The sequence below is a fragment of the Pseudomonas sp. AK-TSAG1-1 genome (assembly GCF_056821665.1).
Window position 1 is genome coordinate 3227942 of sequence record NZ_CM165965.1, and the last position, 22675, is coordinate 3250616.

The 22675-nt window shown below is 60.0% G+C and carries 19 protein-coding genes and 2 pseudogenes; 9 read left to right on the forward strand and 12 right to left on the reverse strand.

Annotation, left to right across the window (positions count from 1 at the left end; translation table 11 throughout):
- Positions 1-49 precede the first annotated feature (49 nt).
- From AC1UK9_RS14310 to AC1UK9_RS14320, 3 genes are read left to right on the forward strand one after another with little or no spacing between them, the layout of a single operon-like run.
- Positions 50-1231 carry an ABC transporter substrate-binding protein gene (locus AC1UK9_RS14310; RefSeq protein WP_482577734.1) on the forward strand — a complete coding sequence of 394 codons (1182 nt, stop codon included), beginning with the start codon at positions 50-52 and terminating at the stop codon, positions 1229-1231.
- Entirely contained in the window at positions 1228-2289 is a 1062-nt protein-coding gene (locus AC1UK9_RS14315; protein WP_473015776.1) for a FecCD family ABC transporter permease, read from the forward strand. Before AC1UK9_RS14310 ends, AC1UK9_RS14315 begins: the two co-directional genes overlap by 4 nt.
- Positions 2283-3038, forward strand: a complete 756-nt coding sequence (locus tag AC1UK9_RS14320) for an ABC transporter ATP-binding protein (RefSeq protein ID WP_482577736.1) — start codon at positions 2283-2285, stop codon at positions 3036-3038. Before AC1UK9_RS14315 ends, AC1UK9_RS14320 begins: the two co-directional genes overlap by 7 nt.
- A 59-nt stretch (positions 3039-3097) precedes the next feature.
- Here AC1UK9_RS14320 and AC1UK9_RS14325 read toward each other — a convergent pair whose 3' ends face one another.
- From AC1UK9_RS14325 to AC1UK9_RS14365, 9 genes and pseudogenes are all read right to left on the reverse strand, one after another.
- On the reverse strand, positions 3098-4708 hold the full coding sequence (locus AC1UK9_RS14325) for a gamma-glutamyltransferase family protein (RefSeq protein WP_473015779.1): 1611 nt from the start codon (positions 4706-4708) through the stop codon (positions 3098-3100).
- 25 nt (positions 4709-4733) lie between these two features.
- Entirely contained in the window at positions 4734-5825 is a 1092-nt protein-coding gene (locus tag AC1UK9_RS14330; protein WP_473015780.1) for a polyamine ABC transporter substrate-binding protein, read from the reverse strand.
- Positions 5826-5845: 20 nt separating this feature from the next.
- Positions 5846-6625 (reverse strand): amino acid ABC transporter ATP-binding protein, encoded by a 780-nt coding sequence (locus tag AC1UK9_RS14335; RefSeq protein ID WP_473015781.1) that lies wholly within the window; start codon positions 6623-6625, stop codon positions 5846-5848.
- 2 nt (positions 6626-6627) lie between these two features.
- On the reverse strand, positions 6628-7404 hold the full coding sequence (locus AC1UK9_RS14340; protein WP_473015782.1) for an amino acid ABC transporter permease: 777 nt from the start codon (positions 7402-7404) through the stop codon (positions 6628-6630).
- A gap of 11 nt (positions 7405-7415) precedes the next feature.
- Entirely contained in the window at positions 7416-8222 is an 807-nt protein-coding gene (locus tag AC1UK9_RS14345; protein WP_473015783.1) for an ABC transporter substrate-binding protein, read from the reverse strand.
- 79 nt (positions 8223-8301) lie between these two features.
- Complete coding sequence (locus AC1UK9_RS14350) at positions 8302-8970, reverse strand: GntR family transcriptional regulator (protein ID WP_482577739.1); 669 nt, start codon at positions 8968-8970, stop codon at positions 8302-8304.
- A gap of 249 nt (positions 8971-9219) precedes the next feature.
- Positions 9220-9528, reverse strand: a complete 309-nt coding sequence (locus tag AC1UK9_RS14355) for a plastocyanin/azurin family copper-binding protein (protein ID WP_482577740.1) — start codon at positions 9526-9528, stop codon at positions 9220-9222.
- A 204-nt stretch (positions 9529-9732) separates the two neighbouring features.
- A pseudogene (locus tag AC1UK9_RS14360) lies at positions 9733-9846 on the reverse strand (hypothetical protein); the annotation flags it as partial.
- Positions 9804-10511, reverse strand: a pseudogene (locus tag AC1UK9_RS14365) (metallophosphoesterase family protein); the annotation flags it as partial. The pseudogenes AC1UK9_RS14360 and AC1UK9_RS14365, both read right to left, overlap by 43 nt.
- Before the next feature lie 153 nt (positions 10512-10664).
- Between AC1UK9_RS14365 and AC1UK9_RS14370 the strand changes: the two are divergent.
- The 6 genes from AC1UK9_RS14370 (at position 10665) to AC1UK9_RS14395 (ending at position 19373) form a co-directional block, all read left to right on the forward strand.
- Positions 10665-11177 (forward strand): sigma-70 family RNA polymerase sigma factor, encoded by a 513-nt coding sequence (locus AC1UK9_RS14370; protein WP_025109667.1) that lies wholly within the window; start codon positions 10665-10667, stop codon positions 11175-11177.
- Entirely contained in the window at positions 11170-11910 is a 741-nt protein-coding gene (locus AC1UK9_RS14375; RefSeq protein WP_473015786.1) for an anti-sigma factor family protein, read from the forward strand. Before AC1UK9_RS14370 ends, AC1UK9_RS14375 begins: the two co-directional genes overlap by 8 nt.
- Positions 11911-12046: 136 nt before the next feature.
- Positions 12047-14668, forward strand: coding sequence for a bifunctional diguanylate cyclase/phosphodiesterase (locus AC1UK9_RS14380; protein ID WP_473015787.1), 2622 nt, complete (start codon positions 12047-12049; stop codon positions 14666-14668).
- Positions 14669-14760: 92 nt separating this feature from the next.
- Complete coding sequence (locus AC1UK9_RS14385; protein ID WP_473015788.1) at positions 14761-16263, forward strand: alpha/beta hydrolase; 1503 nt, start codon at positions 14761-14763, stop codon at positions 16261-16263.
- 10 nt (positions 16264-16273) lie between these two features.
- The gene (locus tag AC1UK9_RS14390; protein WP_473015789.1) at positions 16274-17407 is read left to right on the forward strand and encodes a hypothetical protein; all 1134 of its coding nucleotides are present in this window, start codon (positions 16274-16276) and stop codon (positions 17405-17407) included.
- Positions 17397-19373 (forward strand): pYEATS domain-containing protein, encoded by a 1977-nt coding sequence (locus tag AC1UK9_RS14395; RefSeq protein ID WP_473015790.1) that lies wholly within the window; start codon positions 17397-17399, stop codon positions 19371-19373. Before AC1UK9_RS14390 ends, AC1UK9_RS14395 begins: the two co-directional genes overlap by 11 nt.
- Before the next feature lie 9 nt (positions 19374-19382).
- On the opposite strand, the gene AC1UK9_RS14400 is transcribed toward AC1UK9_RS14395, so the two are convergent.
- The 3 genes from AC1UK9_RS14400 to AC1UK9_RS14410 are packed head-to-tail and all read right to left on the reverse strand — an operon-like array spanning position 19383 to position 22625.
- A complete protein-coding gene (locus tag AC1UK9_RS14400) occupies positions 19383-20729 on the reverse strand; it encodes a glutamine synthetase family protein (protein ID WP_482577742.1) in 1347 nt (448 codons plus the stop codon).
- A gap of 23 nt (positions 20730-20752) precedes the next feature.
- Positions 20753-21310, reverse strand: coding sequence for a helix-turn-helix domain-containing protein (locus AC1UK9_RS14405; RefSeq protein ID WP_025109663.1), 558 nt, complete (start codon positions 21308-21310; stop codon positions 20753-20755).
- A 25-nt stretch (positions 21311-21335) separates the two neighbouring features.
- Positions 21336-22625 carry an NAD(P)/FAD-dependent oxidoreductase gene (locus tag AC1UK9_RS14410; protein WP_482577744.1) on the reverse strand — a complete coding sequence of 430 codons (1290 nt, stop codon included), beginning with the start codon at positions 22623-22625 and terminating at the stop codon, positions 21336-21338.
- Positions 22626-22675 lie beyond the last annotated feature (50 nt).

A 22675-nucleotide genomic window follows, 5' to 3' on the forward strand; every position in this document is an offset into this window, starting at 1 on the left:
GGTGGCGGTGTGAACCGTTGGCCGAACTGACTTTGCAAAGGCTTTGAGCATGGTGATTTTCGATCGACGCAGCTACGCGCTGGCGGCGCTGCTGATGGCAGGACTGCTGGCTCTGTTTTCTCTGGTGCCGCGCACGGCGCACGCCGCCGAAGCAGATGCGGCACGCACCGAGGTGACCGATCTGCTGGGGCGCAAGGTCAAGGTTCACCTGCCGGTCAGACGCGTCATTCTTGGCGAAGGACGGCAGTTGTATCTGGTCGCCGCCCTCGACACGCAAAATCCCGTCGAACGCATCGTCGGCTGGCGCAAGGACCTGATTCAGTCGGACCCGGACACCTACAACGCCTACCTGCGCAAGTTTCCCGACATTGCCAAAATCCCTACCTTCGGCGGCTTTGAAGACGGCACCTTCGACATCGAGCAGGCGATCTCGCAGCGCCCGGACGTGATCATCCTCAATGTCGAGGCGCAGCACGCCACCGAGGATGCGCGCTATATCGAAAAACTCGACGCACTGGGGATTCCGGTGGTGTACGTCGACTTTCGCAACAACCCGATGCAGAACACCGAACCGACCATGCGCCTGTTCGGCCAACTGTTTGGCAAAGAACAACGCGCGCAAGCGTTCATTGACTTTCGCAACCAGCAGATTCACCGCGTTACCGACGTCATCGAAAAACAACACCCGGCCCGGCCCAGCGTGTTCATCGAGCGCATCGGCGGTTACATCGACGATTGCTGCCTGAGTTTCGGCAACGAGAACTTCGGCCTGTTCGTCGATATGGCCGGCGGCAACAACATCGCCCGGCGCATCATTGCGACCACGTTCGGCCAGTTGAATCCCGAGCAAGTGATCGTCGCCAATCCGGCCCACGTGGTGGTCACCACCGCCAACTGGGAAGCGTTTGCTCCTGGAGGTCATTGGGTCGGCGTCGGCCCGGGTGCGGACATGGCCGAGGCGCGCAAGAAACTGGCCTGGTACACCCAGCGGCCAGCGTATGCCGGTATCAAGGCGCAAGACACGCAAGCCTTTCACGCCATCTGGCATCAGTTCTACAACAGCCCGTATCAGTTCGTCGCCATCCAGCAATTGGCGAAATGGTTTCACCCCGAACTGTTTGCCGATCTCGATCCCGACGCGTCATTTCGCGAACTGCATGAGCGCTTCCTGCCGGTGCCTTATGAGTCTGGCTACTTTGTCAGCCTGCGTGCGCCTGAGGTCAAGCCATGAGCTCATTGACTGACGCGGTGGTCGTACAGCGCGAAGCCTATCGTCGGCTGGTGCTGCGCAAACGGCTGATCCTCGCAGCACTGGTGTTCTTGTTGCTGTGCAGTGTGCTGCTCGACCTGGCATTGGGGCCGGCGAGTTACAGCCTTGGCGAAGTCCTCGGTGCCCTGATTTCACCGGACAGCGCCTCGCCGCAGGTGCGTGTGGTGATGTGGGACATTCGTCTGCCCGTCGCGCTGATGGCGGTGGCCGTGGGTGCGGCGTTGTCACTGGCGGGTGCGCAGATGCAGACCATCCTCAATAACCCGCTGGCCAGCCCGTTCACTTTGGGCATTTCCGCTGCCGCCGGTTTCGGCGCGGCACTGGGCCTGGCGTTCGGTGTCGCGCTGTTTCCGCTGGCGGCGCAATTCATGGTGCCGCTCAATGCGTTCATCATGGCCATGCTTTCGGCGTTATTGATCCACTTCCTGAGCATGCGTCGTGGCGTCACTGCCGAAACCATCGTATTGCTCGGCATTGCGCTGGTGTTCACCTTCAATGCGTTGTTGGCACTGGTGCAGTTTTTCGCCACCGAACAGGCGGTAGCCGCCGTGGTGTTCTGGACCATGGGCAGCCTGACCAAAGCCACCTGGCCAAAACTGGGGGTGATCTGCGTGGTAATCCTGATCACCCTGCCGATCTTCGCCAAACGCGCGTGGGCCTTGACGGCCCTGCGTCTTGGCGACGACAAGGCCGCCAGTTTCGGCATCAACGTACGCAGCCTGCGTTTTCAGACGCTGATCATGGTCAGCCTGCTCGCCTCGTTCCCCGTGGCCTTCGTCGGCACCATCGGCTTCATCGGGCTGGTCGGGCCACACATCGCGCGCATGCTGATCGGTGAAGACCAACGGTTCTTCCTGCCCGCCTCACTGCTGACTGGCGCGCTGATTCTGTCGGCCAGCTCCGTGGTCAGCAAAACCCTGATCCCCGGCGCGATTTTTCCCATTGGCGTGGTCACTTCGTTGATCGGCGTGCCGTTCTTCATATCTCTGATTCTGGGCGGGAAGAAAAACTCATGGTGAAGCTGCAACTGGACAATATCGGCGCCCGTTACGGCCAGCGCGAAATCATTCGCGAGGTGTCGACGGCGATGTTTTTCGGCGGTCAGGTAGTGGCCGTGGTGGGGCCGAACGCTGCGGGAAAATCGACGCTGTTCAAACGCATGGCCGGGCTGGTCGACGGCCCCGGGCAAGTGATTCTGCAGGACTCGAAAAAAGGTCCGGCAGGCATCAGCTATATGCCGCAGGGGCTGAATGCCAGTGCGCGCCTGACGGTCTATGAGTCAGTGTTGCTGGCCCGCAAGCAACTGACCCCGGGGTGGGCGGTGAACGATGACGAGTTGAAACTGGTCGACGAGATTCTCGCGGCACTGGGCATCAGCGACCTGTCCTTTCGCAACCTCGGCGAACTCAGCGGCGGGCAACAACAATTGGTGTCCATTGCGCAGACGCTGGTGCGCGAGCCGGAGGTTCTGCTGATGGACGAACCGACCAGCGCTCTGGACATGCACCGCCAGGTGCAGGTCCTGGACTTCATGCGCACGCTGGCCCGGCGCCGCGAGGTCATCGTGTTCATCGCCATCCATGACCTGAACCAGGCACTGCGCTTTGCCGATCAGGTGCTGGTCATCGCTGGCGGCACCACACAAGGCAGCGGCCCCAGCGGTGAAGTCATTACGCAAGGGATGCTGCGCGAGGTGTACAAGGTTCAGGCGAGAATCGAGCAGTGCAGCCGCGGGATGCCGCATATTCTCATCGACGGTGTTGTTTGAGCTCCGGCAAAGTGAATGTCCACTGTTGCAACCAGTACGAGCCAGAGGCCTATCGGCGCTCACCACACCGCAATATGCGAATCGGCCCTTGGCTCAGTCCCACCACACAGCACGCCAGTCACCGGGTCACGCAGAATGATCTGCCCTCTCCCATAATCCGTCAGGTCGCTGGCGATCTGCACCTCATGCCCTCGACGGGCCAACGCATTGGCCAGATCCCTTGAAGCGCCCTGCTCGATGCCAACCTTGATACCGCCCAGCCATTGCCAACGAGGAGCGTCCAGTGCCGATTGCGGGTTCAAGCCGAAATCCACCAGGTTCATGACCATCTGCACATGCCCTTGCGGCTGCATGTAGCCGCCCATCACGCCGAACGGCCCAAGCGCCTGGCCGTCCTTGGTGAGGAAGCCGGGAATGATCGTGTGGAAGGTCTTCTTGCCCGGCGCCAGCGCGTTGGCGTGCTCGGGATCAAGGCTGAATTCCTGCCCGCGATTTTGCAGGGCAATGCCGCTGTCAGGCAGTACCACGCCCGAGCCAAAGCCGTGGTAATTGCTCTGGATGAACGAAACCATATTGCCTTGCCCGTCGGCCGTGGCCAGATACACCGTGCCGCTGGCGTGAGGGTCTCCAGGCTTCGGTGGCTGGGCCTGCTCGCCAATCTGCGCGCGGCGGCGAGCGCTGTAGCCATCACTCAACAGATCGGCCACGGCCACGCGCATGTGCAGTGGATCGGTGATGTAGTGCAGGCCATCGCTGTAGGCCAGTTTCATCGCCTCCAGTTGACGGTGCCAGGTGTGTTGGCTGTCACGGTGATCGAAATCGAAGCCCTCGAGAATCTTCAGCGCCATCAGCGCAACCAGTCCCTGCCCGCTCGGCGGGATTTCCCAGACATCCACGCCCCGGTAATTGACGTGGATCGGCTCCACCCATTGCGCACGGAAATGCTCAAGATCCGTGGCGCGCAGATAGCCGCCAGTTGCCCGCGAATGCGCATCCAGGCGTTGTGCCAGGGCGCCGCGATACAAGCTTTCACAGCCACTCGCCGCCAGTTCTTCAAGGGTGCGCGCCTGCGCCGGGTTGCGGAACAACTCCCCAGCCTTGGGCGCGCGACCGTCAATCAGGAACGTGTCGAACCAGGCATCCAGCACCTCATCGCGATGGGGGCCGAACTCTTCCAGCGCGATCTGCCACTGATGGGCAACCACCGGCGACAGCGGAAAACCGTCCCTGGCCAGGCTAATGGCCGGTTGCAGCAAATCGGCGAACGGCAGCACGCCAAAGCGTTGCGACAGCTCGGCCCAGGCCGATGGACAACCGGGCACCGTCACCGACGTCCAGCCATACAGCGGCATCTGTTCATGGCCGGCCGCCTTGACCGCTTCAATACTCAAGCTGGCCGGGGCATGGCCGTTGGCGTTGAGCCCATGCAACTGATCCTTGAACCAGACCAGAGCAAACGCATCGCCACCCAGGCCGCAGCCTGTTGGCTCGACTACGGTCAACGCCGCAGCCGTGGCGATGGCGGCGTCGATCGCATTGCCCCCCTTTTGCATCATTTCGATACCGGCCTGAGCGGCCAGCGGCTGGGACGCCGCGACCATGCCGCGACGGGCAAACACGCTTTGGCGTTGCGATGGATAGGGATACTCGTGAGCAGAGAATTTCAACATGGCAAAGACTCTTCAAATCAGCAATTCATTGGCCGGACTTGATCCGGTTCCATTCGCGGGTGATCAGGCGCTGGATGTTTTCCGGCAGATCGGCCGAGACGAAGGCATGGTTGATCACCTCGTCCGTCGGGTAGATCCCCGGATTAGCGCTGACTTTTGCATCCATCAGCGCCGTGGCGTCCTTGTTCGGGTTGGCGTACCCGACGTAGTCGCTGATCGGCGCAATCACCTCAGGACGCAGCAGGTAGTTGATGAACGCGTGGGCGTTGGCGACGTTGCCGGCGTCCTTGGGGATCGCCAGCATGTCGAACCAGAGGTTCACCCCCTCCTTGGGAATCAGGTAGCGGATGTCGATGTTTTTCCCCGCCTCGCGCGCCCGGGTCCGGGCCTGCATCACGTCGCCGGAATAGCCGATCGCCACGCAGATATCGCCGTTGGCCAAGTCAGCGGTGTACTTCGATGAATTGAAATACGTCACCGAGGGCCGCAAGGTCATCAGCAGTTTAGACGCCTGCTTGTAATCGTCAGGCTTGACGCTGTTGGGATCCAGCCCGAGATACAGCAAGGCCTGAGGAATGATCTTCACTGGCGCATCGAGAAACGCCACGCCACAGTTTTTGAGCTTGGCGAGGTTTTGCGGATCGAACACCATCGACCACGAATCCAGCGGCGCATCCTTGCCGAGTACCGCGCGGACTTTCTCTTCGTTATAGCCGATGCCCACGGTGCCCCACATGTAAGGCACCGCGTATTTATTGCCTGGGTCGGCGGCTTGCAGGCGCTGCATCAGACGCGGATCAAGGTGCCTCCAGTTATCCAGCAATTCGCGTTGCAGCGGCTGATAGGCGCCGGCGCGAATCTGCTTGGACAGAAACTGGCTGGACGGCACCACCACGTCATAGCCCGAGTGCCCCGAGAGCAACTTGGCCTCGAGCATTTCATTGGTGTCGAAGATGTCGTACTGAACCTTGATCGCGTTGTCTTTCTCGAAGTTCTTCAGCGTGTCGGGGCCGATGTAATCGGACCAGTTGTAAACCTTCACCACCGCATCGGCAGCCTGAAGCATGGGCACCACGGCGACGCAGCACAGCGCCGCGAACACACTCGATAAACGCATCGTCGATTTCCTTGTGAAGTTCACAGCACGCGGCTGAGAAAAGCTTGGGTACGGGGATGAGTGGGACGGCTGAAAATCTGTTCCGGCGGGCCTTGTTCGATCAGCTCGCCCTGGTCGAGAACCACCACCCGGTCAGCCACCTCGCGGGCAAAACCCATTTCATGGGTGACCACGACCATGGTCATGCCCTCCTCGGCCAGCTCCTTCATGACCTGCAAGACCTCGCCGACGGTTTCCGGGTCGAGGGCGCTGGTCGGCTCGTCGAACAGCATCGCCTGGGGCTTCATCGCCAGTGCCCGGGCGATCGCCACCCGTTGCTGCTGGCCACCAGAGAGCATGGAGGGGTAATGACTGGCCTTGTCCGCCAGGCCAACTCGCTTGAGCAATGCTTGCGCCTGTTCCAGCGCGATCTGGCGCGGCACACCCAATACCTGGATCGGCGCTTCGATGATGTTTTCCAGTGCGGTCATGTGCGGGAACAGGTTGAAGCGCTGGAACACCATGCCGATGTCCCGGCGCTGGCGAGCGATGTTGCGCTCCGAATCGCGCACCAGACTGCCGTCCGCCCGGGTGCGATAGCCCATCGGCCGGCCGCTGACGCGAATCTCCCCGGACTGAATGTCTTCGAGCAGATTGATACAGCGAATAAACGTGGTTTTGCCCGACCCCGACGCACCGATCAGCACTACCACTTCACCGCGCCGCACTTGCAGGGAAATGCCCTTGAGAATCTGCAGATCGCCGAAGGCCTTGTGAATGTTCAGCGCCTCGATGATCAGTTCGTCACTTTGCTGCGCCATGATTAACGCCCCCTCAGCAATTTCAGCGTGCTGCGACCGAACATTCGGCTGGAGGCCGGCGGTGGCGCAGAAGGTCTGTCCGACTGACCGAAACGGCTCTCCAGCCAACGCTGAAAGAAACCCCACAAGGTGGTGAGCAACAGGAAATAGATCGCCACCACCAGGTACAGCTCGAACACCCGAAAGGTCGCCGAGGTGACCATCTGCGTACTGAGCAACAGCTCCTGCACCCCGATCACGCTGACCAGCGTGGTGTTTTTCAGCATCACGTTGAACTCGTTGCCCAGCGGCGGCACGATCACCCGGAACGCTTGCGGCAGCACGATGCGGCGCATCAATTTGGCGAAGGTCATGCCCAGTGATCGGCCGGCCTCATACTGGCCCTTGTCCACGGCGCCGATACCGGCACGAATGATCTCGGCCATGTACGCACCTTCGTTGAGGCCCAGGGCGATGATCGCGGCCTGGATGTTGCCGGGAATCACCAGCCCGAACAGTTCAATGTCTTCGAAGCGAAAAATCCCGCCCGCCGCCAGCGCCGTGTAGAGAAAGACGATCTGCACCAGCAACGGCGTGCCCCGCATCAGCCATACATAAAAGCGCACCGGCAGGTGCAACAACGGATTCTTCGACAGGCGCAACAGCGCGGCGGCCAGGCCCAGAGCACAGCCCAGCACCATCGCCAACACACTGATCAGACACGTCAGCCAGAGCCCGTTGAGGTACACCCCGCTGGGTTGCAGCAGGTATTGCCAGAACACATCCCAATTGAAGTTCATCAACGCTTACCTCAATCGAGTGTGTCGCTGGAAACGTGCCACTTACTCAGGAGCTGGTTGTAGCTGCCGTCGCTGCGCATGTCGGTGATGATCTGCTGCACGGCGGCACTCAATTGCGCATCGTCCTTGCGAATACCTAAACCCGTGAGGATCCGGCTAAAGGCCGGCACCCCCTCCTCGAACAGGTCCGGGGCCATGGCGGCGTAGTAACCAGCGGTTTCTACCGTGGTGCCGTAAGCGTCGACCTGATTGATGCGCAAGGCCTGGAAGGCATCGGTGTCGGTGTTGTAGACCACCAGTTTCATCGGTGGCTTGCCGGCCTTGACCAGGTTTTCATTTTCGCTGTCGAGCAGGGTCTTGATGGTCGAACCGTTGAGCACTGCGATCTTGTGCCCGCTGAGGTCGGCCAGCGCCTTGAGCGCCTTCGGATTGCCCTTCGGCACAACGACCGCCTGACTGGAATACATGTAGTTGACGATGTCGATCACCTCACGGCGCTCGGGTTTGTCGAACAACTGGTCGACGATCATGTCGCACTGTTTGGCCAGCAACGCCGGGAGCAATCCGGAAAACGGAATCACCCGCCAATCGACCTTTTTGTCCCCCAGACGCCTGGCGATTTCCAGCCCTAGGTCGACGGTCAGGCCCGTAGGTTTTTGCGCTTGATCGAAGGACACCAGCGGCGGTGAATCCATGCCCGAGCAATAGGTGAGTTTGTCGACCTTGACCAGGCGCTCCGGCACGGTGGGCGCGGCGACCGCCCACTGCGTACAGAGTCCCAGGGAAATTGCAGCCAGTAACAGGCGAGGCATATGCATGACCAGACACTCCAGTTCGGTTAGTAACGGGGCAGTACTCAAAGTCAAAACATCGGCGGACTGGTGTTCCGCTCTGTGGTTATTTCTCTGTTTGCAGAAACCTGATCAGCTCGGGCACCGTGCCTTCGATGTGTTCGCGCACCACGGCCTCGGCCTTGTTGGCGTCGCCGGCGCGAATCGCATCGAGGATCATCTGGTGTTCCTGGCGTGCACTCAGGGGCTTTTCGATGTGTTGCAGCCAAAGGCGCATGGGGGCTTCGATCAGCGAGTACAGCGCGCTGATCTGCTTGACCAGCCGAGGGCGGCCACTGAGGCTGCACAGGTATTCATGGAACTTGCGGTGGCGGCTGACCCACGCCGCGCTTTCCTCGCGGTAGTCATCCATTTCATCGAGAAGCCGCTCCAGCGCCGTCAACTGACGCTCGCTGATCCTGGGCACCGCGATGCGCATCGCCAGCCCTTCCAGCGCGCTGCGCATCTCGAAGACTTCGTGCATTTCTTCGACATCCAGACCGCTGACCACGGCGCCACGGTTAGGCCTCAGCGTCACCAGCCCTTGCGCATCGAGCCTGCGGAAGGCTTCCCGCACGGGCATACGGCTCATGCCGATTTCGCTGGCAATGTCCTCGGCAATCAGCCGGTCGCCCTTGCGATAACGACCGCCACAGATGCCCTCCAACAGAAAGTTGTAGGCCTCTTCTTCGGCGGTCATCGGTTGACGCTGGTCATAGGCGGGAGCGAATTGCATGGCAGCACCTTTTGTATTTTTGTATCCAATTATCCACGGATACAAAAAAGCACGATGCATGCCAGATTTCTCTGCACCGTGCCAAGCGCTTGATTTGAATGATCTAACGAAAAATTTCGGCGTGCACAGCGCTCCGTCACTGCCGTTCAAGACTTGAGATGTGCTACCCGATGGCTCACGGGGAGCCCCGCAAAGGTGCAGAACGGTAGCTGAGTAACACTCAACTGATCGGCACCCTTGCGGTACGTTTCATTGCGTCACCACCACCTTCCCGATCATCTGCGGATGCAACACACAAAAATATTCAAACTCCCCCGGCGTATCGAACACCCAGGAAAAACTGTCATTGGTGTCCAGTGCCCCCGAGCGAAACACCTTGTGGGTTTCGGCCACCGTGTGCGGAATCTGATCGTCATTGACCCACGTCACCTTGGTGCCGACGGCCACGGTCAGGTCTTTTGGGCCAAACATGAATTCCTTGATGTCGATCTTTACGTCCGCCGCCCACACCGGCGTTGCCAGCATCAGGCCCATCAGCGCCAACAGTCGTCTTTTCATCGGTCCGCCCTCCGTTAAACCAGTGTCGAATCAATCAACGCCAGCGGGTGATCGCCCTGGGTCGCGCGCACCTCGGTGATCCCCAGGTAATTGCGCAGTTGATCTGCCGCCACGGTCATCGGCCCCGGTGACGGCGCCGCACCCGGTGCGGGTTGCGGATACGCCGTGCCACGGGCGGTGTGGAAGGTGATGTTGCCTTCGACTTTCTGGATGACCTGGTGAATGTGGCCGTTGAGCACCGTTACCGAGCCGTACTTGCGCAGCATTGCGATCGCCTGATCGCCATCCTCTGTGCCCCAGCCCCACGGCTGATAAATCGTCCAAAGCGGGATGTGGGTGAACACGACGACGGGGGTACTGGTGCTCACCGCGCGCAAATCATCGGCCAGCCAGGCCAGTTGATCAGCGCCGAGGGTGGCTTCATGGCCGGCCTGGAAATTGAAGACATTGATCAGCGCGATGAAGTGCACGCCGTGGTCATCGAAGCTGTACCAGCCGTTGCCTTTGGTGCCCTTGCCGTAGCGTTCCAGATAAAGCTTGCCGCCGCCCTCGTCGAGGGTGTCGTGCTCGCCCGGTATGTAATGCACGGTGGACGGCAGACCTTTGAGCAACTGCGCGGCAGTGTCGAACTCCTCGGCTTTGGACAGGTGGGTGATGTCGCCAGTGTGCAGGATCAACGAAGGCCGCTTGGGCAGCGCGATGACCTTGTCGATCGCCACCTGCAAGGTCTTGACCGGCTCCGGGTTGGCTTCCTTGTTGAAGCCGATATGCGAGTCGCTGATCTGCACGAAGTGAAAGGTGCTGGCCAACGCCTTGGGATCGCTGACGTTGCCCGATTCATCCAGCGCAAAGGCTTTGGGAATGCCGCCGCTCAGGGCCCAGAGCACCCCGGCCCCGGCCCACGCCGAGCATTTGAGCAGGGTTCGCCGGTCCGGATCGAGTGGGCCGTCGGTGCGCAGTGGGTGTTTTGCTTGAATGTCCATCGGTGTGTCCTCGCGGGCGAACTACAGTGAGGTAGCTGACACGAGTTAAACCTTGCGGTGCGATGCTTTATTCCACGTCAAAAAATAAATCTTTTTGCGCGAATAAAACCCGCCGCGGCACGGTTATAGGGGTGTGACGGTGCGGAACCCACCATGAAGCGATTTGAGGAACTGATTGCGCCGCATCTGGACGCGGCCTACAACCTTGCGCGCTGGCTTACCGGCAACGACAGCGCCGCGCGCGATGTCGTGCAGGAAAGTGCCCTGCGCGCCTTCCGGTTTTTGCAGCGCTTTGCCGATGGCAACGCCAAGGCGTGGTTTCTGACCATTGTGCGCAACGAAAGCTACAGTTGGCTCAAGGCTTCGGCCGGGCATCGCTGGGTCGCCATCGATGACGAGATGGCCGCTGGCGAAGGTCCCCTAAGCCACAGCCAGACCCCGGAACTGCTGGCCATTCACACGGAAAATGCCGCGTTGCTGCAGCAAGCGCTGTGCGCCCTGCCACCGGCGTTTCGCGAGGTGATTGTGCTCAAGGAACTTGAAGACCTGCCCTACAAGGACATCGCGCTGGTGGTCGATATTCCCATCGGCACCGTCATGTCCAGACTGGCCCGGGCGCGTGCCCTGCTCAAGCTCGAACTACTGAAGTTGCACGATCATGAATGAACTCGACTGCACGGTTTGCCAGACACAGTTGCACGGCTATCTGGATCAGGAACTGGATCCGGCTACGACTGCGCGGGTGGCAGCGCACTTGAGCAGTTGCGCCGAATGCACGCGGCTGCATGATGAGGCGAAATTGCTCAAGATCAGTGTGAAGCGCCATGCAACGCATTACCCGGCCCCGGCCTCACTGGCGGCCAGCGTATTCGCCGCCGACAAACTCGCGCCCGGCTTGATGCAGCGTTGGCGAAACTGGTTGGCCCCGGCGTTTTCCGCCACAGCGCTGGCCCTGGCGATGGTGTTGTATGTCGCCACCCCGGGCAGCGAGCAACCCTTGATCGACGAGGCCGTCTCCAGCCATGTGCGCTCGTTGATGGGCGAACACTTGAATGACGTGGTGTCCTCCGACCGCCACACGGTCAAACCGTGGTTTACGGGCAAGCTCGACTTTTCACCCCCGGTGTTCGACTACACGGCGCAAGGCTTTCCCTTGCTCGGCGGGCGTCTGGATTATCTGCAACACCAGACCACCGCCGCCCTGAGCTACGGGCATGCCAAGCACATCATCAACGTATTCATCCTGCCCACGACCGAGGCCGACAAAGCCGTGCAAAGCCAAAGCATTCGTGGGTTCAACGTGGTGTCGTGGCAGGCCGCTCACATGCGTTTCGTGTTGGTGTCGGATGTGGAGAAAGCTGAGCTGGAGGCGTTAGGGCAGTTGCTCAGGGCGCAATAGCGTTGCTTCAAGGCAAAATCCCCAGGCATTCACTACGCTTGGAGAACTCGCCTCGGCGCAATCATCACAAAAACCTTGAACATTTCGCGCTGGCCGCTGTTCCAGATGATTCAGATAGCGAATCAAGGACGAGCCTATGGATATCTTCACGCCCGCTGCGCCTGTTCCGCCTCAGCAAAGTGCAATCACCCGCCGCCTGGCGTTTGCAGTCGGCGCGCTGTTTATCGTCGGGGTGATGGCCGCCATCGGCACCTTGATCGGGATTGCCGCTCGCCTGGACCGTGAGGATGTCGAGCAAACCCGCTTCTACACGGCCCGTGCGCTGGAAAACCGCATCGCCGCGTCCAAAAGCTACATCACCAGCTACGCCGACTGGACCACGGCCTACGAACACTTGCACAGCAAAGTCGACACCGACTGGGCCTACACCCAGCAGAACATCGGCAAGACCCTGTTCACCAGCGACGGCTATGACGGTGTGTTTGTGCTGGATCGGGACCGAACCAGATACGCCGTCGTGCAAGGACAACTCGAGGACGTGGACATCAGCGGTCTGCTCCAGGTGTCTGCCGCATCGCTGATTGATCAGGTGCAAAGTCAGGCCGACCTGACTGTGCCGATCAACACCTACTCGCTGTTCGACGGCTGGCCGGCACTGGTCACGGCCGCCGCGATCCTGCCCAACGACGAGCGCCCGCTGGGCGATCCGAAGCAGACCTCGGTGCTGGTATTTGTCGACAAACTGACACCCGCCAAACTCCAGGCGATCAGCACCGCCTACGGCCTGCAGAACCTGGCCCTCACACAGGCTGACACACTCGCTGACGAACAGCCTCGGGTGCCGCTGGGCAACATCGGTTACAGCCTGAGCGCGGACCTCGAACGCCCCGGCCAGCAACTGTTGTGGTCGTTGCTGCCGACGCTCGGCGGCGTGCTGGTGGTGCTGATGCTGTTGACCGCGTACTTCTTGCGCCACGCGTTGCGCTCCTCAACCTATGTCGACCAGAGTTTCAGCACGCTGCAGGCCTCGAATCAGGCACTGGAAGCGGCCAATCATGCGCTGGAAGCCAGTGAAGAACGTTTTCGCGCGGTGGCCGAAGCGGCGTCGGACTGGATCTGGGAAGTCGATAACCATTTGTGCCTGACCTATCTTTCGGCGCGCTTCAGCGAGGTGACCGGTTACCCGCAAGCCCAGTGGCTGGGGCAAGGCATCGGACAATTGGTCTCGTGCGACACCACGCCGCTGGAGCTGTGGCTGAAGAAGCTCAGCGAAGACAGCAATGCCAGCGACCTGCGTTGCACCTACCGCGATCACGCCGGGCAGCAGCGTCACTGCCGATTGTCGGCGCGGCCGATCATCGACAAGCACGCCGTGAGCGGCTATCGCGGTACTGCCAGTGACATCACCGACGAAGTCGCCGCCCATGCGCAAATCCAGCACCTGTCGATGCACGATGCCCTCACCGGCCTGCCCAATCGCAACCAGTTGGCGCGCTATCTGGATGACGCGCTGCTGCTCAAGGAACACGCGCCACCGCTGTCGTTGCTGATGATCGACCTGGACAATTTCAAACCGATCAACGATTCACTGGGCCACCCGGCCGGTGATGCGGTGTTGCAGGAGGTTGCCAATCGCCTGCGTGAATGCACCCGCGAGCACGATATTGTCGCGCGTCTGGGTGGCGACGAATTCGTCGTGGTCCTCAATGGCATGGACAGCCGTCTGGAGGTCGACCGGTTCTGCACGCGGCTGGTCGAAAGCCTGCACCAACCGCTGATCTTCGAACATCATCCGCTGCACGTGGGCGCGAGCATCGGCATTGCCCTGAGCCGGCGTCAGGGCTTTGTGCCCAGTGAGCTGATTCGCTGCGCCGACATCGCGCTGTATCAGGCCAAGTCCGAAGGCAAGAATACCTGGTGCTATTTCGAAGCACACATGAGCGACCAGATCCAGACGCGCCGGCAGATGGAAAGCGACTTGCGCGGCGCGCTGAAGAACGACGAATTCGTCCTGCACTACCAGCCGCGCTACACGGTCGACGGCAAGCACATCGTCTCGGTCGAAGCCCTGGTGCGCTGGCAGCATCCGACCAAGGGGCTGCTCGGGCCGGACCTGTTCATCGGGCTGGCTGAGCAGACCGACCTGATCGTGCCACTGGGCCGCTGGGTGTTACGCGAAGCCTGTGAAACCGCCCTCACCTGGCCGTCGGACATCCTGCTGTCGGTCAACCTGTCGCCGGCGCAGTTCGCCCTCAGCGATGTCGTCGAAGACGTGCGCGAAGCACTGGTGCAGACGCGTTTTCCGGCCAGTCGCCTGGAACTGGAAATCACCGAGAACGTGATGCTGGTCGACACCGACGGCGCGCTGGCCACCATGAATGCACTCAAGCAACTGGGCGTGCGCCTGAACATGGACGACTTTGGCACCGGCTACTCATCCCTCGGTTACCTGCGTGCCTATCCGTTCGACGGGATCAAGATCGACAAGCGCTTCATCGCCTCGATCAGCCACGGCGCCAACGATCGCGCCGTGGTGCAGGCAATCATCGGTCTCGGCAAGGCCATGGGCCTGACCGTCACAGCTGAAGGCGTGGAAACCGAAGAACAACTGGACATTCTCGGCAAGGACCAATGCAACGAGGTTCAGGGGTATTTCATGAGTCGGCCGATCGACAAGGCGGCGTTCGCGCAGTTGCTGAACAGTGCCAGAGCCGAGCCGGCCGATCATTCGCCGCCGAAGAAAGGCCGCGTCATATAGCCGACCCGCTCACGGAACTTCAACTATCGTATCTGGACAATCGACGCTTCTAGGTAGCGACGATCGAACCCATGCTCAGGGTAGGACGAAGAATGGCCACTTATATAGTGCTGACAAGAGATGGAGTCGCGGATAAAGGCCAGGAGAAGTTGCTGGCGGATCTGGCACAAGCCCTCAACAAACCTGATGCGAAGTTGTTGTTGCACCTTCACGGCGGCTTGACTGATGAAGCTGCGGCAATAGCCAATGCCAAACGACTCTCCGGCAATGAACCAGGCAGCTGGAACCTCGGTGATGACTGGACGCAAGTCTATGTCGTGTGGCGAACAGGTGCGCTTGAAACCATCCAGACCAACTGGACCGAGCTTGTCCACGATGATCGTCTCTATCAAACCATTCAGCGCAAGTTATTGGCTTTTGTCGCCCGCAAACTCGGGGTATCGATCCCCGGAGCTCGTGGGGCCCCACCGGTCGTACTTTCCGAAGCGCAGATACAACAACGCATTACTGGCAAACAGGGACCTCGACCTTTCGACGACGTCGATTCACATTTGCCGGCCGGTCAAACGGCAGGCCAGCGTGCAGCGATATTCGCCGGGCAATCTGAAGCTGATCTGGCCCTGGAGTTCAAGAAAGAACTTCAGAGTGATACAGGGTTCCAGCAAGCTCTTGCAGATATTGACGAGGCCATCAACGTCCCCAGTGGCGCCCGGGCAGCCTCGGCGGGGGCGAATCCTGTATCAGGCAGAAAAATGCTGGAACGCCTGGACGAAAATATCCAGGAACAGCTGGAGCCACCTGCGGCAATCACGGGGCAGCCACGCGGGTTGGTCACTGTTGCAGCGTTCCTGCTCAAGCACGCTGCCAAAATCGCGCTCAGATGTTTCAACCGATTCAACAGCGGTCGGGATCATGGTTTCCACGCAACCGTAGTCGAGGAAATCTGTCGGGAACTGTACGGTGATCTGATCGGCGCGAAAGTGTGGGGAATGATGGTTAACGACGCCGCTGATCACTTCGGTAGCGGTAAATTCGGCAGTGCGCTACTGACAATGCTTAAAACACACCAAACGCAGGACTTCGTGGTGACCGCCCACAGCGCTGGCTCCATCTGGGCAGCGCATTTGCTGCAACACATGAAGGCCGAAAGCGTTCCGGGAAAGGTCAAACTGTTCCTGCTCGCGCCTGCTGTGCGCAAGGATGTTTTTGCTGCAACGCTTGATCGTGCCGGTGATCTTGTCTCCCGGTGTCGCATGATAACCATGACCGATGAACTGGAACGCCGCGACGCTGTACTGGGACACGACAAGGGGTATATCTATCCAAGCTCCCTACTGTATCTGGTCTCCGGACTCTTCGAAGAGCAAACGCACGAAGCCTACACCGATGCCCCACTTCTGGGGATGCAGCGCTTCTCGCGACTGTCAGGCCTGACGCAAGTAGAGAGCGCGATAGAGAAACGCATTTCGGCGTTTTTCGAGCAGGACGACTGCAGCATCATTTATTCGCCCACGCCAGCGCTGTCGATGGCTGACAGCCACGGGGCGTTTGATGAAGAACTCTTGACTCTGGCCACAGCCCGCAAGCTGTTCTGAGGTCCAATCAATGAAGAGTTGGGCGATTGTTGTAGGCATCAATGTCTATCACCGGCGAGCCGCGCAGAAACCGTTGGAAGGCGCTGTCGCCGATGCATGTGATTTTGCCGATTGGGTACTGGATCCTCTGGGTGGCAACGTACCGGCTGAAAGGCTTTTTTTCTGGACGTATCCCTGGCCTGCCGCGTTATCTGCGGGGCGGCTCAAAAGTTATCTGGAAGGCGAGTTGCCGAACTGGTTCATCCCTGATGACAAAAAGGATAGCGATTGGCAACCTCCTGATAATGGGCGCGCACCCAAGGCGACGGAAATTACATCCACTATTGAAACTGTCGGACGCGGTGCGTACTCCACCGCATTTGTTGACAATGATGAAGAAGCCAGACGCGTGTATGTCTTTCTCGCCGGCCATGGCATTCGGGCTCGAATATATGGTCGCGGGCAGGATGAAACCTGCTTTATGGCAGGTGACTTTCATCCGAAATCCAGCGAACTCGCGGCAGGTTTGGTGCCTTGCGAGAGCTTTCGCAAGGCCTTACTCCACGAACGCTTCAACGAAGCCATTTTGTTCGCTGATTGCTGTAGGTCAGAGGCATCACGATTAATGACCCAAGTACAGCCGGTTTCTGATTTTGACGGTGATCCAATAGCGCCTTGGGGAATGGCATTCGCGGCCCAAGAGGGTCAACCCGCGTACGAAACGCGCACGGAGCCGTGTCGGGGTGCCTTTACCAAAGCCTTGATGGATGGTTTACGCACGCATCGCCCAGGCAGCGCAGGTGAGCTATACGCGGCTCCGCTTCGAGACTTCATCCATTCCAATATCAAAAGCTATACCGACAATGATCAGGTACCCCATCTCTCGTATCGACCTGATCCGCACGGACCATTGATTGTGACGGGGCCGGCGGGCCTTCCCAATGGTCCGGTTCTGAATGTCTCGACATTGGCAACCGGAACCAGGCTGATTCTCAAAGGTGGCGACAATAAACCCGTCGCAGATATGCCTGCCTTCGTCGTCACCGGACCGACCCTGTCATTGCCTCCCCTGCCGGAGAGCCTTTATGTGATCGAAATCGATGACGGCTCGGGGCGCCACAGAATGTTTGTGCAACCCACTCGGGAGAACATCCATGTCCCATGAGTCCGGCACTTCTCGGTCACTGTACAAGTTGTCTCTGGTTACCCGGCCGGGCATTGCCATCAGATTGCTGGATTCCAGCCTGAGCGAGATCGCGCGCGGCTCCGGGCAACTTGCTACCTGGTTGCCCGAAGGGCTGTATCTGGTGCGCTGGAATTCTGCCGGTCATCAGTCGGAATCGATGGTGCGCCTGGATGGCCGTCAGGAAGAAACGCAGTTGAAGTTTGACCCCAGCGAGATGGAGTCCGACATATCAGGACAAAGTAGCAAGCCGCAAACTCATGCGCTGATTGATGCGGTCAGCGATGCTTTGACACCCTCCGAACGAACACAGGACTCTTCAATCGTCGTGATTGTCACGGGTGAGCGCCATCTGCTCGAAAATGTGGCAGACCTGCGTATTCGCCTATACGACCGAAACGATGTTGCAATGCGAAGAGACTCTGCCCAGGCGCTGAATCTAGATCTGCTTTCCAATGAAAAAGGCTACATATACCAGGTCAAACCTGGCCGTTTCCATGTCGGTTTCCGATCCATCCTCAATGAGCGGCTTGGACTGATCGTTCCGTCGCTGGCTGGCCGCAAAACGGTGGTTTTTCTAAAGGTCACGCGTACGCGGTTGATTGTCCCTGACGTCGAACGGTTCGTGGCAGAGGATAGCGTTGGTATCGATCCTGCCGAGACGGTAATCGTCACTGTGCGTGGCGATGAAGAAACCTATCGCATGCGTGAGCGAATGCGCCTTGCGCAGTTGCTGATTTACGATCTCGCCAATGGAACAAACTCACTCACACACGATGTCGTGTCTGTTCTTGATAACCCGAAAACCGACCCCTTGCTCAGGTTCTATGGAGCGCTGGTTGCACTTTCAACCCTCAAGCGGGGTGAAAGCTTGCAAGCACCAGATGAAAGCGCGTCTGTCGGATCGGGTGCAGACGTTTTGCAACGATGGGGCAGGCGAATCCTCGACTGGATTCCAAACCCCGCCCAGCCAGGCATACCGGCAGACGCGCTCGCAGCGCATTGGGAATTGGCGCGAGCCATACCGCAGGCAATCAACCCGGACCGCTTCAGAATCCTTCCCAAGCGTATTGAAAGTCCGCCGATGCTCGATTGCGCCTGGCGCTGGGCAATCGAGGAGAGTATCGCCCGCCCCACCGCTGTGCGCGGTACCGCGCTTGTGGCAGCCGCTACCCGCTCTTCAGGAGGCACCGCCGCCTGGTTGTGCTGGCAATTATCTGCCAGTAAAGCGCGGCTGCGCCGAACTTCCGCGACTGAGGACTTGCCATCGCTGCTTGATCAAGTTGTAGCAAAACTTGAAACGGTAACCGGTAATGCGAGCATCAATCGTATGGCCGATAAAATGAAGCTCTGGAGTTCGGATATTCAAGAAACGGCCCTGCGGGCACTTAATCTCATCAACAACACAGACCACCGCCCCATGGATACTGTTGGCATCACAGATCTGGCAGTCTCACTTGGCCTGCCCGCGCGGCAACTGACCAGCCGGCTGGACAGGTTCAGTAAAATGCTTGATGCGGCCGTGACCAACGCATCAAAGGAAGAACAGGAGGATTGCGCTAGCCTCAGACCCATCGAGACCGCCCCCGCGCTGAAGCGACGGGTGATGTACCGCGATGATCTGCAAAGAGGCCGGTTCGGTGGCAAGGCCAGCCTTGCAGGGTTCAGGGTTTCAGCGGACTTTTCAGAGGGCCGCTCCAAAAACTGGGTTCGTATCAAACTGCTGGTGGAAGGGCCGGGAGAGGATGGTGAGGAAGTCGAATTTCACCTCCACGACAGCTTCAAACCGCCGTCTGTCAAACGCCGATTCAAAAAAGGTGTCGCTAAACTCCTGGTTTCGGCCTGGGGTGGCTTTACTGTGGGGGTCTGGATTCCCGGGCCAGAAATAGAGCTGGAACTCAATCTTGCAGCGCTCCAGACCGCACCTCGAATCGTTCAGGAGCGCTGATCCTGGCCTTCACAAGTACCAGCGATACTCCCGCGCACTGATCTCCTGCATGAACGCCAGGTGATCCTGGCGCTTGTTCTCGCAATACACGTCGACGAACTCGGCGCCCAGTCCCGCGCGCAATTGCGGTTGATTCTGCAGGGCGCGCACGGCATCGAGGATTTCGCTGGGGAAAGCGATGCCGCTGTTGCGGTCGTCGTTGAGTGGCGGGATCGGTTCCTTGCCGGTTTCCAGCCCGTGTTCCAGGCCCACCAGAATCGCCGCCAGCACTAGATACGGGTTGGCGTCGGCGCCAGCCAGACGGTATTCGATGCGCAGGTTTATTGAGTCCGACTCGGGAATGCGCAGGCACGCGTCACGGTCCTCGTAACCCCAGCTTGCCTTGGTCGCGGTGTTCACCGTGCCGCTCAAGCGACGCATGGCATTCTGGTTCGGCGCGAAAATCGGCATGCTGTGCGGCAGTAAGTCCAGGCACCCGGCCACCGCATGGCGCAGCGGCTGTTGGTGATTGGCGGCCAGCAGGTTATTGCCTGCCGCGTCATACAGGCTGACGTGCACGTGCATGCCGCTGCCCGGATGCTCGACGTACGGCTTGGCCATGAAACTGGCGCGGTAGCCGTGCTTGAGCGCAACACCACGGGTGCTGCGACAGAACAGCGCCGCCCAGTCGGCGGCACGCAGACCGTCGTCCAGATGCCCAAAATTGATCTCGAACTGTCCCGGCCCCAGCTCCGCGGTAATTACCGTGGCGTCGATGCCTTGGGTCCGCGCGGCTTCGACCATCTCATCCAGCACCGGGGCGAAACGCGACAGGCGCTCGATGTGCATGTTCGGCTGATCATCGGCATCGTCGCTCAGCTCGTCGCGAGGGAATTGCGGCAGGCCGTCGCGCAGCTTCTTGTCGAACAGGTAGAACTCCAGCTCGAACGCCACCACCGGATGAATGCCTTTGCGCGCGAGGCGATCGAGCACCTGTGCGAGCACTTCACGGGGTTCGAACTCGATCGGCTTGGCGGTGCCATCGGAGGTGATCAGCATCTGCCCCAGCGGCTGTGCTTCCCAGGTCACCGGTTTGAGTGTACCCGGGACGAGGCGGCGCGCGGCGTCCGGGTCGCCGTCGTTGAAGCAGTAATCGCCGATCTTGAACAGGCCGCCCTGCACGCCCAGCAACACGCAGTTTTGCGGCAGTTTGAGCGCGCTGCCTGCAGCGACTTTTTCGAGCATGTCCACCGGATAACGCTTGCCGTAGAAATGCCCGGGAATGTCCAGGGAAATCAGGTCGACATAACGCACCTCGGGGTAGCGTTGGCGAAACGCACGCACTTCAGCGAGCAGGTCAGAGCAGACAGCGTCCATCGTCGGTGTTCCTTTTGTTGTTGTCAGGTGTAGACCCAGAGCACGCGCGTGAGCTGCTGGGTGAGGTTGCCGTAACGGCAACGGGTGTGGCTGTCGAATTGAAAGCTGTCGCCGGCACGTAGCGCGACCGGGTCCTCGTCATCGCCCAGCCACAAGGTCAGTTCGCCTTCGAGGACATAGCCGCCCTGCTCCGAACTGTCGCTCAGGTGCCGGTCGCCGCTGCTCGCGCCTGGTTCCAGATGACTTTCGAGCATGGAAAACGAAGCCCGCATCTGCGGCGACACCAGAATGTCGGTAATGCCGTTGGCGTAATACAGCGTGCGGCGCTCGTCGGGGCGGGTGACCCAAGGCACCTGTTTGGGTTTGGGCAGGCTGTAGAAATAGGTGGTCGGCACGCCCAGGGTTTCGCTGATCGCGGTCAGGTCGGCCACCGTCGGCCGCGACAGACCGCGTTCGACCTGCGAGAGAAAGCCCACCGAACGGCCGATTTTGTCGGCCAGTTCCTTCAGGGTGTATTTCTTGTGCTTGCGCAGGTCGTGGATCAGGATCGCCAGCGCAGCGATTTCTTCTTGCTTGTTCATGGCCGGGGTTCCGGAAAATTTTTCATCAAATGCTGTCGCGCAGTCGATACCAGGCCTTGCCCATGGCTTCCAGCGGTGCGGCGAGGTATTTACCGCCGGGAAAGCTGCCATTGCTCAGGCCCTGATACAACGCCAACTCATCGTCTTTACCGAGAATCGCGTCCGACACTGCGCGGGCGGCGGCCAGTGTCGGCAGCACACCGTGGCCCGAGTAACCCTGCAGCCAATAGCGCTGGCCGTCACGACCAATGTCCGGGGTGCGCTTGATCGTCAGGTCGATGTGCCCGCCCCAGGCAAATTGCAGCCCGACGCCTTTGAGCTGCGGGAATACGCGCTCGAGAAACGGCCGGGTCGCCGCCGCGATGTCCTTGGGCATGCCGCCCAGATAGGTGCAGCCGCCCCCGAACAACAAGCGGTTGTCGGGCGTGCGGCGGAAGTAATCGAGGACAAACTGGTTGTCGGTCACGCAGACGTTGCTCGGCAGCAGCGCCGTGGCTTGCTCCGGTTTCAGCGGCGCGGTGGCCACCTGATAGGTGCCGACCGGCAGAATGCAGCTGGCGAGTTGCGGGTCGAGTTCATCGAGATAGGCGTTGCAGGCCAGCACCAGCACGTCGGCCTTCACCGAACCACATGCGGTGTTGACCCGGAAACCATCGCCCTCAGGCTGATAGCTCAACGCTTTGCTTTGCTCGTAGATGCGCCCGCCGGCACGCTCGAAGGCGGTGGCCAGCCCGAGGGCCAGTTTCAGCGGATTGAGGTGTGCGCCTTCGGCATCGTAGAGCCCGGCCTGATAGCGCTCGCTCGCGATCCATTGCGGCAGATCTTCACGGGGAATGAATTGCAGGCCGTCGTGGCCCCACTTGTGACTGGCTTCGTGTTGCCATTCGGTCAGCAGGCTGACCCGACGCGGCATCACCGACGTCCACAAATGCCCCGGGCGATAGTCGCAATCGAAGCCGTGACGCCCGGGCAGTGCGCGCAACTCCTGCGCGGCCCAGCGCATGCCGTCCCACAGGCGCCTTGCCCGTTCATACCCCAGCGCTGCTTCCAGCGGTGGCATGTCGCACGACCAGCCCAGAATCGCCTGCCCGCCGTTGCGCCCGGATGCGGCCCACGCCACGCGATTGGCCTCCAGCACGGTGACGCGCTTGCCCGCCAGGGCCAGGCGCAACGCCGTGTGCAAGCCACTGAACCCCGCGCCGATGATCACCACATCGCTGTCCTGCGCGCCTTCGAGCACCGGTCGCTGGGTGAGGATATCGGCGCAACTGTGGGCGTAGTAGCTGTCGACATGGCGCTGGGATTGCTGAAACATTCGCGGCCTCGTGAAATTCTGTTCTTGTAATTTCATGAAAATCTACAGAA

Coding starts and splice junctions, on each gene's coding strand:
- AC1UK9_RS14310 (WP_482577734.1), top strand. CDS start 50: ATGGTGATTTTCGATCGACGCAGCTACGCGCTGGCGGCGCTGCTGATG.
- AC1UK9_RS14315 (WP_473015776.1), top strand. CDS start 1,228: ATGAGCTCATTGACTGACGCGGTGGTCGTACAGCGCGAAGCCTATCGT.
- AC1UK9_RS14320 (WP_482577736.1), top strand. CDS start 2,283: ATGGTGAAGCTGCAACTGGACAATATCGGCGCCCGTTACGGCCAGCGC.
- AC1UK9_RS14325 (WP_473015779.1), bottom strand. CDS start 4,708: ATGTTGAAATTCTCTGCTCACGAGTATCCCTATCCATCGCAACGCCAA.
- AC1UK9_RS14330 (WP_473015780.1), bottom strand. CDS start 5,825: ATGCGTTTATCGAGTGTGTTCGCGGCGCTGTGCTGCGTCGCCGTGGTG.
- AC1UK9_RS14335 (WP_473015781.1), bottom strand. CDS start 6,625: ATGGCGCAGCAAAGTGACGAACTGATCATCGAGGCGCTGAACATTCAC.
- AC1UK9_RS14340 (WP_473015782.1), bottom strand. CDS start 7,404: ATGAACTTCAATTGGGATGTGTTCTGGCAATACCTGCTGCAACCCAGC.
- AC1UK9_RS14345 (WP_473015783.1), bottom strand. CDS start 8,222: ATGCATATGCCTCGCCTGTTACTGGCTGCAATTTCCCTGGGACTCTGT.
- AC1UK9_RS14350 (WP_482577739.1), bottom strand. CDS start 8,970: ATGCAATTCGCTCCCGCCTATGACCAGCGTCAACCGATGACCGCCGAA.
- AC1UK9_RS14355 (WP_482577740.1), bottom strand. CDS start 9,528: ATGAAAAGACGACTGTTGGCGCTGATGGGCCTGATGCTGGCAACGCCG.
- AC1UK9_RS14370 (WP_025109667.1), top strand. CDS start 10,665: ATGAAGCGATTTGAGGAACTGATTGCGCCGCATCTGGACGCGGCCTAC.
- AC1UK9_RS14375 (WP_473015786.1), top strand. CDS start 11,170: ATGAATGAACTCGACTGCACGGTTTGCCAGACACAGTTGCACGGCTAT.
- AC1UK9_RS14380 (WP_473015787.1), top strand. CDS start 12,047: ATGGATATCTTCACGCCCGCTGCGCCTGTTCCGCCTCAGCAAAGTGCA.
- AC1UK9_RS14385 (WP_473015788.1), top strand. CDS start 14,761: ATGGCCACTTATATAGTGCTGACAAGAGATGGAGTCGCGGATAAAGGC.
- AC1UK9_RS14390 (WP_473015789.1), top strand. CDS start 16,274: ATGAAGAGTTGGGCGATTGTTGTAGGCATCAATGTCTATCACCGGCGA.
- AC1UK9_RS14395 (WP_473015790.1), top strand. CDS start 17,397: ATGTCCCATGAGTCCGGCACTTCTCGGTCACTGTACAAGTTGTCTCTG.
- AC1UK9_RS14400 (WP_482577742.1), bottom strand. CDS start 20,729: ATGGACGCTGTCTGCTCTGACCTGCTCGCTGAAGTGCGTGCGTTTCGC.
- AC1UK9_RS14405 (WP_025109663.1), bottom strand. CDS start 21,310: ATGAACAAGCAAGAAGAAATCGCTGCGCTGGCGATCCTGATCCACGAC.
- AC1UK9_RS14410 (WP_482577744.1), bottom strand. CDS start 22,625: ATGTTTCAGCAATCCCAGCGCCATGTCGACAGCTACTACGCCCACAGT.